We start from the raw sequence: 15,875 nt of genomic DNA, 5'->3' as shown, positions 1-15,875 counted from the left end.
GCCCGAGCGGCCCGCCAGGATCCACGACTAGCGGATTTCCTATGGCGCGTCAAGCGAGAACGTGATTGCATTTCTCTCCGGATCCATGGGCGCACCCAATCACTACCGCTCCGCCGGCGGCGAGCCACGCACCGTCCGCGTCCTTGATTTCGACCGGCTCCCGGACGTCGTGCGGGAGCGGCTCGTTCGCGCGCTCGAAGCGGGGGGCATGCCCGCGCCGCTGCTCCGCGTCGAGGAGAGCGCGGCAGGGACGATCCCGGGCTCGCAGCGCTTCTGGCGCGGCACCGGGATCGTTGCCGCGTTCGTTTGGCTCGGGCTTTGGTTCGTGCAGTTCGGCGATCTCGACGGCCCATTTTCCGTGCAGCCGCGCGCGTTCGTGCTCGGGCACGTCCTCGTGGCGTCGTTGCTCGCGCTCGTCGTGATCGTGCACGTCTTCTTTCGGCGATCGAAGGACGAGGGCGCGCCGTTCCCGTCGGGCCGTTATCTCTTTTTGCTCGACCTCGTGGAGGTCCGCGGCCGGATTCTCACGGTCACTTCGCTCGCGACGCTCCGGCGTGTCGAGGGGCGCGCGGGCGGAAAACGCGGGGAGGTGCTCCTCGTCTTTGGAGACGGAGACGCGGCGCCCCTCCGCATCTCCGAGGATGTGACGGAGACTGCGCGCCAGGTCCAGGCGGCGATCGACGAGGCTGCGCGCCTGATTTTACCTGACGACCAGCCCGAGATCGAGCGGATCGATCCTTTCTTCGAATTGCGGATCTCCGACGACTGGGCGAGCGCGGCGCCAGTCGCGAAAGAAACGGGCGGTCGGGTCCCCGCATTTCGATGGATCGCCCTTGTGTCGGTCGCCGCGGGCGCGCTCCTCGGCTCCGCGTCGTGGTTCGCGCGGAATCATGCGAGCGACACGTCCATGTTCGGCCAGGTGCGCGAGGCCGCCGAGCGCGGCGAGGAGTATGAGTTCGCGAGAAGACACATGCTGTACAAGGACCTCGGCATGCACCATCGGGAAGAGCTCGATGAACTCGCGTTCGAGCACGCCAAGAAGCGACCGGAGTGGCTCGCGGAGTATCTGACGATGGCCCCCGAAGGCAAACACGCGGTCGAAGCGGATGACCTGCTCTTCGACATGGTGATGAAGGCGGATTCCCTCCCGAGATATCGGCTCTATCTCGGCGACGCGCGAGGCCGGCGGCACGTGCACGAGGTGGACGACGCGATGTTTGCAGAAGCGAAGCGGAGCAACACCCGCTATGCGTACCAGGAATACCTCGACGCCCATGGAACAAAACACGAGCACGAGGTCCGCTCGACGTTCTTGCCCAAAGCTGAAATCGCGGACGCCATGCAGAAGCAGGACGTGGCGGAGCTCCGCGCGATCGAGCGCCGGTATGGATCCGGGTGGACGCAGGCCGTGACGGAGGCGATTCACCACGCGTATGCGGACCGGCTCGATCTCCTTCGTCTACGAAAGGGAGCCGGCGCCGACGAAGCGCGTGCCATCTTCCAGCCGCTGCTCACGTGGCTCGATACGAAGGAGGACCCCCGCGTCCTCCTGGACGTGACGATCGTCCTCTCGAATTCGTTCCTGGAGTCGGAGACGGCCTTCAGGAACGAGCACGGGGATCGATATCAGTCGGTCGGGACGGTGTTTCCGCGGTTCGCGGCGAGCGTCGAGGATAAGGTATTCATTACAATCGTCACACGCGCGCGGGACAGGTTTGGTGGTGCCATCCGGTTTCAGAGCCCGACGGCAGAAAAGGGGACGCCCGAGCTGCCTCGGCTCGTGGTTCGAATGAGGCTCGAAGCAGGCAATGAGCCGTTCGTGTCCAGGAATGACAAGCTTGTCTTCTGTGACGTTCGGATCCGGCTGGAGATGCATGCGGAGATCCCAGGCGCGGACCCGACGCCATCGTTTGTCACGACGAGCCCACGCTCCGAGACCATCCGCCCGGACAGCTACGACGCGTCGATGCAGAAGCTGGATGGGGTCCTCGGGACGCCGAAGAATCTCATCGAGGACGCGTATCCCATCATCCTCCAGGAGGCATCGGGCGAACTCGGCACGCTCCTCGTGCAGGCCTTTTGAACGTCCGCTGGAGACCGAGCTGATCAGGCCGCGCGTGGCTGCTCCTCGGCATGCCGGAGGTCGATCCGGCCGTGCCTGGCGGGGAATCCCGGGGCGCCCGTCACGGCCGAGCGTACGCGGCTGACGATCGCGGAGAACAAGCCCGCCGAGGGATCCCAGTATTCCGCCCGGTCGACCTCGACCCGCAAAAGGGCGATGTCCGGCTCGTCGAGGCCACGCGGGAACCAGACGCGCAGCATGGGGCTCCAGAGCTTCTGCATTTTCTCCCTGTCACGGACGACCCGCGCCATGCCCGCGAGAGAGACGTATCGATCGTTCTCCGGATCGGAGTATGCGATGTTCACGTGGTGATCGGCGTTGATCTCGTGCACCTTCGCGGTCTCGCAGGACGTGAAGAACCAGAGCGCGCCGTCCTCGTCGAGCGCTTCGCACGTCGCCATCGGGCGGCTGTGCAAGGTGCCGTCTCCGGTCGTCGTGGTCATCATCGCCACGCGAATGCCCTTCACGAGCCGCCTCAGCTTTCGCATCGCCGCCGCGTGACCATTGCCGTCTTTCGCCATGCGCGTCTCCTCCCCTCCACCGAGACGCATAAGGCCGGGACGGGCGCCGCGCGAGCCCCGCGCTGCCGAGGAGGCCGGCCGCGGCCGGTCGAGCGCCTTCCCGCTGCCCTTGCCCGGCCGTTTCGTGGTATACGCAGCGCATGGAATGGAGCCGAGACGATGTGCTCGCGGTCGTAAAGCGCTCACCCGACCGCGTCGCCGCGCACGACAAAGAAGGCTGGGTGGGGCTCTTCACGCACGGCGCGGTCGTCGAGGACCCGGTCGGCGGCCCGCCCGCGCGAAAGGGCGCGGATCCGCGCGACGGCGACGACGAACTCGGGCGCTTTTACGACGTCTACATCGCCCCGAACGAAGTGCGCTTCGAGGTGCTCGCGGACGTGGTCCAAGGGCTCACGGTGGTGCGGGACGTGAACATCACGACACGCACGCCAAACGGCGCGCGCGTGGAGCTGCCCGCGTATTTGATTTACGAACTCGGCGAGGTCGACAGCGTGCTGCGGGTGCAACGCATGCGGGCGTTCTGGGAGCTTCGCGGCGTCACCATGTCCGCGCTGAAGGGCGGGCCCACGACCCTGATCGCGATGACCGGGCTCACCGCGCGTATGCTACGGATCCAGGGTTTTTCCAATGTGTCGACGTACCTCGAAGGCCTCTGGCGGGGCATGTTCGAGCGCGGGCACGCGGCGGCGGAGGAGTTTGCCCGTGCGATTCGAGAGCGTGATCTCGCCGGGCTGCGGGGGCTCTTCGCGGATGACGAGCCGCGGATCGAGATCGAGCCGGGCAAGCGGCATTCGCCGCGGAGTGTCTTCGATGCGCTCGGCCCGGGCGCGTCGCTGGAGGTCGAGGCGCCGATCTCCGCGGGGTTCTTCACGGCCTTCCGCTGCACGCTCACGGCCCACGGCGCGCGCCGGAGCGGCGTGGGGCTCTTCGAATTCGATCCGCACACGAGGTTCTGCACCTCGGCGCGGCTCTACCTGGGATGAGCGGGGACAAACGGTTTCGCAAAACGCCCCGGCAGGAGCGCTCGCGCTCGACGGTCGAGGCCCTGCTGGAGGCGACTGCGCGCGCGATCGGCGCCGAGGGGCCGGCGAATGCGACGACGCAGCAGATCGCGCACATCGCGGGCGTGAGCATCGGGTCGTTGTATCAATATTTTCCGGGCAAGGAGGCGCTCTTCGGCGCGCTCATCGAGCGCGCGATCGAGGAGGACCTCGAAGCCATCCGCAAAGCCGTGGACGCGTCGCGGGGTCTGCCCTTCGGAGAGGGCGCGCGGCTCGTGCTCGCCCGCGTGCTCGACCTGCCCATGAAACGGCCGCGGCTTTATGCCTGGATGATCCGGTATCTGCCCGAACTTGGCCTCTTGCCGGCGATCCAGCGGGCGGTGCGTGAGAGCGCGCGAGAGACGAGGCGGTTTTTGGAGATCCACAAGGGGGATTTGCCTCCTGCGGACCTCGACGCGGTGGCGCTCCTCACCGTCGGCGCCGTTCGGGGCGCGCTCGAAGCCGTGGCCCGCGAGCGTCCGGAGCTGCTCGAACACGAGAGCTTGCTCGACCACATGGCCAATCTCACGCTCGGGCTCCTCGACCGGACCGCGGCCCGCGCGGCCGGCGCGAAATCTTGAAGGCCGGTCGGCGATCAAGGCTCAACGTGTCGAAACTGTTCGATTTTAAATGCGAGTGGAAGCCGGCGACGGCCGACCCCATAGTCTTCTCGTGGCCGGCGCTCGCTGGCCGGGGAGCTCACGATGACCACGATCACGGTTGAAACGCTGCACGACGTTGCCCCAACTCCACTCTTTCCGCGTGATCGGCCGCTGCCGCCGACGCTGACGGTGCGCGCGGCGCGTGACGCGTACCTCGCGGAGAATGGGTTCACGACGGACGAATACGCGGCCGAGACGTTTTCCCTGATGATTTTCGGTGGGAGGTTCAAGGTGACGCTCCCGAACCCGCCGCCGCGGCGCTGGGCGATCGCGCTGCACGATCTGCATCACGTGGCGACGGGGTACGGGGCCAATTTCATCGGCGAGGGCGAGGTCGCGCTCTGGGAGCTCATGGGCGGCTGCGAGACGTGGATCGTGTATCTCCTGAACGTGTCGGCCGCGATGCTGGGATTCGTGCTCTCGCCGAGCCGGATGCTCCAAGCGTACGAGGATGCCAAACCGGCGCGGGCGCTCTACCGGCAGGGGATGACGCTCGACGATCTGCTCGATATGCCGCTCGGGGATTTGCGGGAGCGGATGGGGATTCCGCGCGAGGGGCTCGCGAGGGGCGAGCGCGCGGTCGCGGCGAAGCCGCGCGCATGAGGGGTTTTCGGGACAGACCTATCCGCGGAAAGCATTCGACCGGGCGACGAGATCCTCGCGCGCGGCGTCGTACTCGGACCGCATGCGGCGGACGAGCGTTTCCACGCGCGGGGCGTCCGTGATGCTCCCGACGCCCTGGCCCGCGCTCCAGATGTCGCGCCACGCCTTCGCGGCCGTGTTGCCGCCGGAGCCGAAATTCATGGTCGATTTGTCGGCCGAGGGGAGGTTGTCCGGGTCGAGCCCGGCCGCCGCGACGGAGGGCTTGAGGTAATTGCCGTGGATGCCGGTGAAGAGGGACGAATACACGATGTCCTTCGCCGTCGTGTCGATGAGCATTTGCTTGTACCCGGGCACCACATTCGCCTCCTCGGTCGCGATGAAGCGCGTGCCGACGTACGCGAGGTCGGCGCCGGTCGATTGCGCGGTGAGGACGTCGCGGCCCGTTGAGATCGCGCCGGCGAGGCAAACCGTGCCCTGATAGAACTTGCGGACCTCGGCGACAAGCGCGAGGGGCGAGAGCGCGCCGGCGTGGCCGCCCGCGCCCGCGCAAACGAGGATGAGGCCGTCGACGCCCTCCTCGAGCGCCTTTTCGGCGTGACGCACGTTGATGACATCGTGGAGCACGATGCCGCCGTACGAATGCACGGCCTTCACGATCTCGGCCGGCGGGCGCAGGCTCGTGATGATGATGGGCACTTCGTGCCGGATGCAGACCTCGACATCGTGTTCGAGCCTGTCATTCGAGCGGTGCGCGATCTGATTGACGGCGAACGGCGCCACGCGCGCGCCGGGGTTCTGGGCGCGGTATTCGTCAAGTTCGGTTTTGATCCGCGTGATCCAAATTTCGAGTTGCTCCTTCGGGCGCGCGTTGAGCGCCGGGAAGGACCCGACCACGCCGGCCTTGCACTGGGCAATGACGAGCTCGGGGCCCGAGACGATGAACATGGGCGCGCCGATCACGGGGAGCGTGAGGCGGCCTTCGAGGATGCGGGGAATCGGCATGGTCGGGGTCCTCCGGAGAAGCCCCAACGTCGTAGGCCCTGGGCGCGCCTCACGTCAAGAGGGCTGCGATCATGGCCTGTATACCAAGGGCTCGGGTTTCGCCAAATTTGTGCCCGAACCAGAGCGACGTGGTAAGCGCGAGGTCGAGGGCGCCGGGGGGCGTCCCGCCGGAGGAATCATGTCGCGTCTCACGGTCATCACCCTCTTGGGCACCACGCTCGCCGCGCTGTCGATCGGTTGTGGTTCGGATCCCGTCGCCACGCCGAGCACGGCAGCGGCGGTCGCCGCGCCGAACCCCGCGGCCGCAGCCCAGCCGCAGGTCGCGAGCACGCAAGCCGCGCCCGTGAAGAAGGACAGGACGACCCCCACCGCCGGTTCGGTGCACATCGAGGATCGTATCGTGAAGGCGTGCGGCGACATTCCGCGCGCGCGCTTCGCGTTCGACTCGGTCGACCTCGAGCCGGAGGCGACGAAGGCGCTCGAAGCGCTCGCCCGCTGCTTCACGACGGGCCCGCTCGCCGGCAAGGGAATGAAGCTCGTGGGCCACGCCGATCCGCGCGGGGAGACCGAATACAACTTCGGCCTTGGCCAGAAGCGCGCCGGCAACGTGGCGGATTTCCTGGGCAAGAAGGGGCTCGAAAAATCGCGCGTGGAGACGTCGTCGCGCGGGGAAATCGAGGCGATCGGGGTCGACGAGGAAGGTTGGGCCCAGGATCGCAAGGTCGACGTGTATCTCGCGGACTGAGGACGAACCATCATGATCGATACGATCGAACCTGCCGCGGCGCCGATCCGTCTGGATCCGGTCTCGCTCGTCCTGCATTCGTCCGGGCCCGTGTTCGTCGTGGTCTGGCTGCTCGTGGCCGCGGCGGTCATGGTCTGGATCATCGCATTCTTGAAGGCGCTCCAGATCGGCCGGCTGAGCCGCGCGGAGCGGCGCTTCGAGCAAGAGGCGAAGCACGCCTTGTCGGCCGACGCGCTCTTCGCCGCTGCGAGCCGGTATGCCGACGCCCCGGGCGCCGTGGTCGTGCTCGAGCTCGGAAAACGCGCCGGGAGCCCGAAATTGCTCGATTCCGTGGCGAAACGTGCGCTTGTCGATCAGGAGCAGCGGGCCGGTTCGCTCATGGCCTCGCTCTCCACGATTGCCGCTGCCGCGCCGTTCGTGGGGCTGTTTGGCACGGTGTACGGGATCATGGATGCGTTCTTGCGCATCGGGCAGGCGAAGAGCGCGAGCTTGCCGGTCGTGGCTCCGGCGATCGGCGAGGCTTTGATCGCGACGGCGATCGGGCTCGCAGCGGCCATTCCGGCGGTCGTGGCGTACAACGCGCTGAACAAGCGGATCGACGCGCTTTTGTCGGCGATTGAGGCAGCGAGCGAGGGTTGGGTGGCGCTCGTCTCCGAGGTGCCGGCAACGCTGCCGAAGTCGGGCGCGCAAGGGTAGGGACGAGCCATGGGCATGTCGACCGGCGGATCGAGGCGAGGCAGAGGAAAAGGGTTCGGCGATATCAACGTCACGCCGCTCGTCGACGTGATGCTGGTCCTGCTCGTGGTGTTCATGGTGACGGCGCCGTTGCTCGCGTCAGGCCTGCGGGTCGAATTGCCGCAGGTCGAGGCGACGGAGGCGCCCGTCAAGGACACGAAGCTCGTCGTGACGGTGACCAAGGAGGAAAAAATCCTCTTTGGCGAGGATGACGTGACGACGAGCGTGGAGGACGTGCTCGCGACGAACCCGCGGGTGCAGAAAGAAAAAGAGCTCTACATCCGCGCGGACAAGGACGCGCGGTATGCCGCGGTGGCGCGTGTGGTCGCGGCGGCGCGCTCGGCGGGCGTGCTGGGGCTCAATTTGCTGGTCGAGCCGGAGCCCGACGAGGCGCGGGAGGCGGTCCGGTGAGCACGGACGCGGCGTCGTCCACGAAGAGCGATTTTCGGATCCACGAGATCGCGTTCGCCGTGATTTGCGCGGTGGGGCTGCAGGGCGGGGCGCTTTTGCTGCTGCGCGCGGCGGACCTCGATCGGCCGGCCCTGGCGCCGGAGATCGACAAGGGGCCGAGCGTGCCCGTGAAGGTGGTGCCTGTGCTCGATCTCGACGCGGCGCCGGCCTTGAAGCTCGGCGGAAAACGGGATCCGGCGAAGCTGCCGGATCGATGGCTGAAGCCCCGCGCGAAGCGGCGCGTGGAGGAAAAAGCATTCGTCTCGACGAAGGCGGAGAAGACCGAGGAGGCCATTCCGTCGAAGGAAATCGAGGTGGCCGAGGTGAAGACGCCGGTGCCGCCGCCCGAGGCCGAAATCGCGAAGGTGGTCGAGACGCCGATCGAGGAGCCCGCGAAGGCCGAGCCCCCGTCAAACGTGGATGAAAAAGGCCACGAGGACGGCGTGAAGGGCGGGACGGAGATGGATCCGCTCAAGGCGCGCGCGGTGGACATCTACCGGGAGAAGATCCGGAGCTGGTTCAGCCGCAGGTTCCGCGTGTCGGGGTCGGGTTTGTCGCCCGAGGAGATTACGAAGTTCCGCGTGGCCGCGACGGTGACGCTCTCGGGCGGTCGATCGGTCGGGAGCTTCGCGATCGTCTCCAGCGGCCAGGCCGCGTTCGACGCCGCGGCGCGCGCTGCGCTGGAGAGCGCCAAGGGCGAGGAATTGCCGCCGCCGCCCGAGAATTATCCGGACATCGTCCAGAGCCAGATTTCGCTCACCTTCACCTGCACGCCGGAGCGATGCGATTGAAGAAGAACCTGCTCGCCCTCGCCGTCCTCTCGTCCCTCGCGGCCTCCGCGCCGCCAGCCGCGCGCGCGGAGGAGCCCACGCCCGCGGACGCGCCGCCGTCGCCGGAGGATTTGCTCGGCAATATCGTGGTCGTCGCCGGAGCGACGCGGCCCTTGCCGCGGATCGCGGTCCTGCCCTCGTCGAGCTGGGACGAGGAGGACGTGATCATGCGGAGCGTGGCGCGGCGTGATCTCGAGCTGTCGGGCGAGTTCGAGGTGATCTCGGACGACGATTCGCCGGAGGAGGCGTGGGGCGCGGAGACGCTCGACGTGTCGATCTGGGCGAAAAAGAAGGTCGAAGCGCTCGTAGAGGCGCGCGCGCGGCCTGTGCCGGGGCAGGACAAGGTGGAGCTCCGCGCCCGGGTGTATTTCGTGCGCAATGGGGCCGCGGCGGTATTCGACAAGCGGTTTTTGATTCCAGCCTCGGATTTGAGGGAGGAGGCGCACCGGATTTCGGATCTCGTGATCGGGGCGCTGACGGGGCAAAATGGCGGGTTCGCCAGCCGGATGACGTTCGTCGCGGGGGTGGGCAAGCTGCGGCGCGTGTTCACCGTCGACGCAGATGGGCATGATCCGAAGCCGGTCTCGCCGACGGAGGAGATCGCGGTCGCGCCGGCGTTCGGAAAAGGGGACGCGCTGTACTGGGCCGCGAGCGCGCAAAACGGAGAATACCGGATCCGGACGGCGAGCGGGCAGGCGGTGGATCTGCCCATGAAGGGCTCGGTGTACGGGCTCGCGTTCTCGCGGGACAGGTCGCGCGTCGCGGTGTCGATCGCGGATGGAGGTACCATCAAGATGTTCGTGGGTCCGGACTTTGCGAGCCTTGCGCCGGCGAGCGAGGTCGGGATGGCCCTCCGGCCGACGTTCACGCCGAGCGGCAAGCTCGCGTATTCGGGCGAGGGGCGCTTCGGGCAACGAATCTACGTGGAAGACAAACCCATCTCGCCGGATGGCCTGTTCGCGTCGGCGCCGACGTTCTGCAATCACCCCGACGGGGTGCGGGCGGTCTTCGCAGTGGGGGTCGGCAAAGATACGGACCTCGTGTCGACGGACGAACGCGGGCGCGGGATGGTGCGGCTGACGCAGGGGCAAGGGCGCAATGGGTATCCGGCGTGCAGCCCCGACGGGAGGCTCGTGGCCTTTTTCTCGACGCGGACGTCGGGCGAGGGGCCTGGGCTCTACGTGATGCGGCTCGACGGCGGGCGGCCGAAACGGATCTCGACACTCGTCGGAGATTCGTTACGATGGGATCCGCTCCCGCCCGGGCGTGGCGTGGAGATGAAGAACAACTGACGAGCACGGTCGTGATGGACATCCCGATCCCGCCGGAAGGGACGGCGGAGCGCTGGGCGTACGATTATGTGACGAGCGAAGAGCTCGGGCACAAGCTCGCCCCGCCGCCCGTGCCCGCGGGATGGGAAGAAGCTGCGCCCGTGCGTCGTATCGAGCGGCCCGGGAGGGCGAGCTCGCTTCAGATTGTAAAACGCGCGCACAAGTCGCCGGGGCCGGATGCGATCCGGGATCCAGCGCGGCGGGCGCAGCTCGTGCACACGTTCCTGCATCACGAATTGCAGGCCGCCGAGCTGATGGCCTGGGCATTGCTCGCGTTTCCGGAGGCGCCGCGGGCGTTCAAGGTGGGGCTTTTGCGTATTGCCGGGGACGAGATCCGTCACATGGCGATGTACGCGCAGTACATGGAGGGGCTCGGTCACGCATTCGGAGAGTTTCCAGTGCGGGATTGGTTCTGGGAGCGGGTGCCACGGTCGAAGTCGCCGGCGCATTTCGCGGCCGTGATGGGGATGGGGCTCGAAGGGGGGAACCTCGACCATACGGCGCGGTTCGCAGGGCGATTTCGAGCGATCGGGGACGAGGAGGGGGCGCGCATCCAGGAGATCGTCTGCGCCGAGGAGGTGCCGCACGTGCGCTTCGGCCTGCGGTGGTTCCAGCGCTTCACGGAGGGGCTCGATTTCGAGGCGTGGCGCGCGCATTTGCCGGAGCCGCTTTCGCCGATGGTGATGCGGGGTTCGCCGCTGAATCGAGAGGATCGAATCCGAGCGGGATTTCCGGAAGATTTTCTGCAGGAACTCGACAAATGGGCCCCCGAATCGCGTGGCTCCTGAACCTCGGCGCGGAGGTGGAGCTGGAGGATGCGCGCCGGACGCTCGGGGCGGAGGCGCGGGCGCGGCTTCCGGAGCTCGCGGGGCGGCTCGGGGCATTGGTGCGTCCGGCCGATATATTGCTTTGGGGTGGGCCTGACGAGGCGCGGCGCGCCGAAGGGGCCGTGGGAAAGGCGTGGTTGCCGACGCCGCGGGCGCTCGCGGCGCTCACGCAGGCCGGCGCGCGCGTGCCCGCGGCGCCGTCCTATGAGGTGCTGCGCCAAGTGAACGATCGGCGATTTTCGCTCGGGCTCGGGGCGACGCTGCCGGGGCAGCGGGCCGTGATGACGCTCGACGAGGTGCGCGAGGCGCTCGCGGCGCCGTCGCCGGGAGGAAATTGGCTTTTGCGCAGGCCGCACGGATTCGCGGGGCGCGGACGGCGGCGGGCGCGGGAGGACGAGGTGCTCGGCGCGGCGCGGTCCTGGATCGAAGCCTCATTGCGCTCGTTCGGCGCGCTCGTGGTCGAGCCGTGGGTCGATCGTATGGCCGATTTCGGGTGGCACGGGTTCGTGTCGCGCGAGGGGCAGCTCTCGCTCGGCGAGCCGACGTGGCAGGAGACGGCGCCGGATGGGACGTGGCTCTCGACGCGGCCCGCGAAGCCCGGGGAGATTGGCCTGGAGGAGACGAAAGCTTTCGCGCAGGCGATGGAGCAAGCGGGCGCGGCGCTCGTGGCCGCGCGTTATTTCGGGCCGTTCGGGCTGGACGCGTTCCGCTGGCGCGACGAGAAAGGGAGCCTGCGGTTCAATCCGCGCTGCGAGATCAACGCGCGGTACTCGATGGGGTGGGGGATCGGAATGGGGGAGCGCCGTCCGGATCTGGATCCGGAGGCGTAAACGAGACTCACATCGGCCGCGCGAGCTTGCGCACGGCGGCGTCCATGCCGCCGAGCAGCGACGCCGGATTGCTCTCGTCGTAGAAATGCTGGAACTTGGGTCGCGGCGCGTGCACGTCGGCCATGAGCATGCCATCCGGGGCAAGGAAAAACGTGCGCGGGACGTACGAGCCGTCGGGGGCGTACCGCTCGCCGATCGCGGACTCGTCGTCAGGGTTCACGCGAATCATCACGAAATCCTTGGCCCGCGCCACGATGCGCGGATCGTGGAAGACATTCGCATAATTGCGACAATGAGGGCACCAGGCAGTGTAGAAGACGAGACAAACCGGCTTGTTCTCGGCCTTCGCGCGGGCCATGCCGGTCTCGTAGCCCTGCCAGGCGATTTGCGCGTCGTTCCAGTTCTCGCCATTCGCCGATTTTCCGGGCGGCGGGCCGGGCGCAGGCGCGGGCGTGACGGCGGGAGGCGTGGTCGTGACGGCGGCGACGGGCTCGGGGCTCACGGCGGCCGTCGGTCCTTCCGCCCTGAAGGAGCCGTAGAGCAGGACGCCGAGCACCGCGACGGCGCCCCCCGCTGCGGCGAGGCTGCCCCACGCGCCCTTCGCGGAGGCCCCCTTGCCCTTTTTGCGACCCCGGCCCCCGCGTTTCCCTTGATCCTTCGTCACGTGGGAGGTGTAGCCCCGAAAGGCCCGAAGGTCCACACACATCGCGAAGGCGCCGCGGGGGCGAGCGCGTCATTTCGCTCGCCCCCGCGGCCGGATCACGCGCGGGTCGGGTCGGCGTGCGTCACGGCGCGAGGCCGAGGAGGTAGACGTTGTCGGCCGCGCCGCCCGCGAGGGCGCCGCCGCCGAAATTGACGTTTCCGATGAACGAGCCGGTGAACCAGGGGGCGCCGGCGGCGTCGACGGCGACGGACTCGCCGCGGTCGTTTTGATTGTTGCCGAAGCCGCGGAGCCAGACCTGCGTGCCCGTGGGGCTCAGCTTGACGACGAACGCGTCGGCCATGCCGGCCGTCGCGATCGTATTGCCGCCGAAGCTGAGGGTGCTGAAGAATTCACCCGTGATGAGAACGTTGCCGAAGGCGTCGGTCGCAATATCCTTGCCGCGCTGCGCGCTCACGGCGCCGAAGCTCTTGCTCCAAGCGTGCGCGCCGTTCGGATCGAATTTCACGACGAACCCGTCGTCGGCGCCGACGCTCGTGTACATGCCGCCGCCGAGGTCGATCGTGCCCGCATACTGGCCCGTGACGAGCATGTTGCCGCTGGGATCCGCGGCGACCGCGAGGGCGCGCTGAGCCGAGGCGTCGCCGAAGCGCTGGCTGAAAAGGTGATTGCCCGCGGGGCCGAACTTCGCGACGAAGACGTCCTCGCCGCCGGCGCTCACGAACTGGCCGCCGCCGAAATCAGCGACGTTTTCCATTGCGCCGACGATGATGACGTTGCCAGCGGCGTCGGTCGCGACGTCGAGGCCCTGCTGGTTCTGGGCGGAGCCGAATCCCTTGGCCCAGAGCGGGTTGCCCGCGTTGTCCATCTTCGCCACGTAGACGTCGAGGTTGCCGGCGCCCGTGAGCATCGTCATGCCCCAGGAGAACGTGCCGGAGAATGCGCCGGTGACGACCACGTTGCCCGCGCCATCGACCGCGACGCCGGACGACGTCTGCGTGAAGGTCGCGCCGAACCCCTTGGCGAAGAGCTCGTTCCCCGCGGCGTCGAGCTTCGCCACGAAGAAATCGTCGGCGCCGGCACTCGTGAGGGTCGTGGCGCCGATGGTGATCGCATTGGCGAAGTTGCCGGTGACGAACGCATTGCCCTGCGCATCGACGGCGAGGCCCGTGGCGGTCTGATCGCCGGTGCCGCCGTAGGCCTTCGACCAGACGTGGTTGCCCTGCGCGGTGAATTTCGCGACGAAGACGTCGACGGCGTCCGCGCTCGTGAGCGTGCCGCCGCCGAAATCGATCGTGCCTGTGAAGTTGCCCGCGACGAGGACGTTGCCCATGGCGTCGACGGCGATCGCGAGGCCCTGCTGGGCGCTGGCGTCGCCGAATCCTTTGCTGACCACGTGCGCCCCGGTGCAAGCGGGTGCCGCGCCATTGCAATCGTCGTCGACCGGGGTGGCGCAGTTCTCCGGCGCGGGGAGGATCTGGCCAAGGCAGGGGCCGTACGATTTGCCGTCGGCCGCGCAGGTCTGCGTGCCGGCTTTGCATTGGCCGACGTTCTCGGTGTTCATCGGGCCCGTGTAACAGTTCAGCGTGGTGCCAGGCATGCAGATGCAGCCGACGCTGTCGTCGGGCGTGCCGTCGCAATCCTGATCGAGGCCGTCGCAGACCTCCATTGCAGGGAGGACCTCGCCGACGCAGGCGCCCCATGTTCCGTTCGCGCACGTCTGGTCACCGCCGACGCAGATGCCGACGTTCTCCGTGCCCGGCGGGCCCATGTAGCAGGGTTGCGTGGTGCCGTCGACGCAATCGCAGCCCTCATCCGGGACGCCATTGCAATCGTTGTCCATTCCGTCGCAAATCTCGGTCTGCGGCGCGCAGCAAGCGCTCGGCTCGCCGGTGCACTGATAACCAGCCTCGGTCGCGCAGGCGTCGCTGCAGCCGTCCCCGGGGTTCTTGTTGCCATCGTCGCAGGACTCGGCGCCCTTCACGAGGCCGTCGCCGCAGATGGGCGTGCACGGCGCTCCGCATTCCCAGCCCTCCTCGACGATGCAATCGTTGCAGCCGTCGCCCGGCGTCGAATTGCCATCGTCGCAGGCCTCCTCCTCGACGACCCCGTTGCCGCAGACGCTCATCGTGCCCCCGACGCCGCCGGAGCCGCCCATGCCGGTCCCACCGGAGCCGCCCATGCCGGTCCCGCCGGAACCACCCATGCCGCCCATTCCACCGCTGCCGGTCGTCGAGCTGGAGGTGCCAAGCGGGAGCGGTGCGTCGTCGCTACAGCCGGCCGTGCCGGCGAGCGCCGCAGCCGAAAGGAGGAGGAGCAGGCTCGTTCGTGTCGTTCCGATCATGAAAGTCTCCCGAAGAATGTTGTTGCTCCGATCCGGAGACGCCCAAGGGAGCGTCGCGCGGCGGATGGATCCACGATGCGGGACACAGGCGAAACACGAGCGGTAAAAAGCGCGCGCGCCGCTCGATGGTCCGCAGCGTCGGTTTCGTGACTCAGAGAATGTGAGATAGATCGGATAGGCGCTCTACATGTACTCGGACAGACCCGAGGTGTCGCCCGGTTGGCGCATGTACGTCGGCACGAGCCCGTCCGGTCGACGAGAGGATCTGCGGAAAGCATGCCCCCGCCCTTTCAAACCCCGTCCTGGTCGTGTATCGTCTCCCACGCCGCCATGGCCGACGACGCGAACGAAGATCGTGAAGCTGCTTTCAATCGAGGCCTCGAGGCGTACCGCGCCGGTTGCCATTTCGACGCCTACGACATCTGGACGCAGGTCTACCAGGACGAGCAAAACGAGACGAATCGCCGGTTTTTGCAGGCGATCATTCAAGTGACGAACGCGATGCACAAGGTTCGTCACAACGCAGAGCTCCGCGGATCGGTACACCTGCTCGAACGCGCGCTGATCAAGCTCGACGCGCTGCCCGACGTGCACGGAGGCATCGACCTCGCGACGTTTCGCGACGCGACGCGCACGTGCCTCGCCGAGATCAAGCGCCTGCTGTCGCTCGCGCAAAAGAACCTGGAAGACGCGTTCATTCCGCCGCTGAAGAGCGTGGGCGCAGGGCCCGTGCTCGAGCCGCGTGTGTCGCCGCCGTCGAAAGACCCGGAGACGTTGTTCCAGAACGCCCTCGACGCATACGCCGCGGAGAGGTTCTACGACGCGCACGAGCTGTGGGAGGACTTCCGCCGCACCCGGCCGGAAGCCGACCCGGCGCGTGAGCTCGTGAAGGGCCTCATCCTCGTGGCCACGGCCATGCACAAGCTGCATCGCGCCAAGAGCCCGAGCGGCGCAGCCCAGCTCCTGGAGCTCGCCCTCGACCAGCTCCGCGACGCGCCCGACGGCACGTCGGGCTTCGACATGAAGGCCCTCATCGCCGAGGTGTCGCGCGTGCACGTCGACATCGAAGCGCTCGAAGCGGCGGGCGCCGAGGGGCCGATCGAGGCCCGCTACATCCCCGCGATCCGCCGCCGCAGCGAGTGAGATCGCGCCGGGCCCGAAGGCCGCCGCCG

At 67.8% G+C, this 15,875-nt stretch carries 16 protein-coding genes; 12 read left to right on the top strand and 4 right to left on the bottom strand.

Translation table 11 applies throughout. The features are described 5' to 3' along the window. Positions 1 to 85: 85 nt before the first annotated feature. Positions 86 to 2,083, top strand: a complete 1,998-nt coding sequence (locus QHF89_RS11260) for a hypothetical protein (RefSeq protein WP_136966949.1) — start codon at positions 86 to 88, stop codon at positions 2,081 to 2,083. Between the two features lie 23 nt (positions 2,084 to 2,106). Here the strand turns inward: QHF89_RS11260 and QHF89_RS11255 are convergent, their stop codons facing one another. Further along, positions 2,107 to 2,643 (bottom strand): pyridoxamine 5'-phosphate oxidase family protein, encoded by a 537-nt coding sequence (locus QHF89_RS11255; RefSeq protein WP_136931197.1) that lies wholly within the window; start codon positions 2,641 to 2,643, stop codon positions 2,107 to 2,109. Between the two features lie 140 nt (positions 2,644 to 2,783). Here QHF89_RS11255 and QHF89_RS11250 point away from each other — a divergent pair, with 140 nt between their 5' ends. From QHF89_RS11250 to QHF89_RS11240, 3 genes are all read left to right on the top strand, one after another. After that, positions 2,784 to 3,626 (top strand): nuclear transport factor 2 family protein, encoded by an 843-nt coding sequence (locus QHF89_RS11250; RefSeq protein ID WP_136966950.1) that lies wholly within the window; start codon positions 2,784 to 2,786, stop codon positions 3,624 to 3,626. Continuing rightward, positions 3,623 to 4,264 (top strand): TetR/AcrR family transcriptional regulator, encoded by a 642-nt coding sequence (locus QHF89_RS11245; protein WP_136966951.1) that lies wholly within the window; start codon positions 3,623 to 3,625, stop codon positions 4,262 to 4,264. The genes QHF89_RS11250 and QHF89_RS11245 overlap by 4 nt, the downstream gene beginning before the upstream one ends. 123 nt (positions 4,265 to 4,387) lie before the next feature. Beyond that, positions 4,388 to 4,948, top strand: a complete 561-nt coding sequence (locus QHF89_RS11240) for a hypothetical protein (RefSeq protein ID WP_136966952.1) — start codon at positions 4,388 to 4,390, stop codon at positions 4,946 to 4,948. 18 nt (positions 4,949 to 4,966) lie between these two features. On the opposite strand, the gene QHF89_RS11235 is transcribed toward QHF89_RS11240, so the two are convergent. Further along, positions 4,967 to 5,950, bottom strand: a complete 984-nt coding sequence (locus QHF89_RS11235) for an NAD(P)H-dependent flavin oxidoreductase (RefSeq protein WP_136966953.1) — start codon at positions 5,948 to 5,950, stop codon at positions 4,967 to 4,969. 178 nt (positions 5,951 to 6,128) lie between these two features. Here QHF89_RS11235 and QHF89_RS11230 point away from each other — a divergent pair, with 178 nt between their 5' ends. From QHF89_RS11230 to QHF89_RS11200, 7 genes are read left to right on the top strand one after another with little or no spacing between them, the layout of a single operon-like run. Continuing rightward, complete coding sequence (locus tag QHF89_RS11230) at positions 6,129 to 6,695, top strand: OmpA family protein (protein WP_136966954.1); 567 nt, start codon at positions 6,129 to 6,131, stop codon at positions 6,693 to 6,695. Positions 6,696 to 6,707: 12 nt separating this feature from the next. Further along, complete coding sequence (locus QHF89_RS11225) at positions 6,708 to 7,391, top strand: MotA/TolQ/ExbB proton channel family protein (RefSeq protein WP_136966955.1); 684 nt, start codon at positions 6,708 to 6,710, stop codon at positions 7,389 to 7,391. Positions 7,392 to 7,400: 9 nt separating this feature from the next. Next, positions 7,401 to 7,841: a biopolymer transporter ExbD gene (locus QHF89_RS11220; RefSeq protein WP_271928148.1), complete on the top strand. Its 441-nt coding sequence runs from the start codon at positions 7,401 to 7,403 to the stop codon at positions 7,839 to 7,841. Beyond that, complete coding sequence (locus tag QHF89_RS11215) at positions 7,838 to 8,671, top strand: TonB C-terminal domain-containing protein (RefSeq protein ID WP_136966956.1); 834 nt, start codon at positions 7,838 to 7,840, stop codon at positions 8,669 to 8,671. The genes QHF89_RS11220 and QHF89_RS11215 overlap by 4 nt, the downstream gene beginning before the upstream one ends. Further along, the gene (locus tag QHF89_RS11210) at positions 8,662 to 10,002 is read left to right on the top strand and encodes a PD40 domain-containing protein (RefSeq protein WP_136931191.1); all 1,341 of its coding nucleotides are present in this window, start codon (positions 8,662 to 8,664) and stop codon (positions 10,000 to 10,002) included. Before QHF89_RS11215 ends, QHF89_RS11210 begins: the two co-directional genes overlap by 10 nt. Continuing rightward, positions 9,954 to 10,829, top strand: coding sequence for a ferritin-like domain-containing protein (locus QHF89_RS11205; RefSeq protein WP_136966957.1), 876 nt, complete (start codon positions 9,954 to 9,956; stop codon positions 10,827 to 10,829). The genes QHF89_RS11210 and QHF89_RS11205 overlap by 49 nt, the downstream gene beginning before the upstream one ends. Then, entirely contained in the window at positions 10,802 to 11,698 is an 897-nt protein-coding gene (locus tag QHF89_RS11200) for a hypothetical protein (RefSeq protein WP_136966958.1), read from the top strand. The genes QHF89_RS11205 and QHF89_RS11200 overlap by 28 nt, the downstream gene beginning before the upstream one ends. 7 nt (positions 11,699 to 11,705) lie before the next feature. Here QHF89_RS11200 and QHF89_RS11195 read toward each other — a convergent pair whose 3' ends face one another. Next, entirely contained in the window at positions 11,706 to 12,362 is a 657-nt protein-coding gene (locus QHF89_RS11195; RefSeq protein WP_284720358.1) for a thioredoxin family protein, read from the bottom strand. 121 nt (positions 12,363 to 12,483) lie between these two features. After that, on the bottom strand, positions 12,484 to 14,703 hold the full coding sequence (locus tag QHF89_RS11190) for a DUF4215 domain-containing protein (RefSeq protein WP_136966960.1): 2,220 nt from the start codon (positions 14,701 to 14,703) through the stop codon (positions 12,484 to 12,486). 276 nt (positions 14,704 to 14,979) lie between these two features. Between QHF89_RS11190 and QHF89_RS11185 the strand changes: the two genes are divergently transcribed. Further along, complete coding sequence (locus tag QHF89_RS11185; RefSeq protein ID WP_136966961.1) at positions 14,980 to 15,846, top strand: DUF309 domain-containing protein; 867 nt, start codon at positions 14,980 to 14,982, stop codon at positions 15,844 to 15,846. Positions 15,847 to 15,875 lie beyond the last annotated feature (29 nt).

The sequence above is a fragment of the Polyangium sorediatum genome, assembly GCF_029946465.1.
Lineage (GTDB): Bacteria > Myxococcota_A > Polyangia > Polyangiales > Polyangiaceae > Polyangium > Polyangium fumosum.
This window is presented reverse-complemented; position numbering and strand designations above follow the sequence as displayed.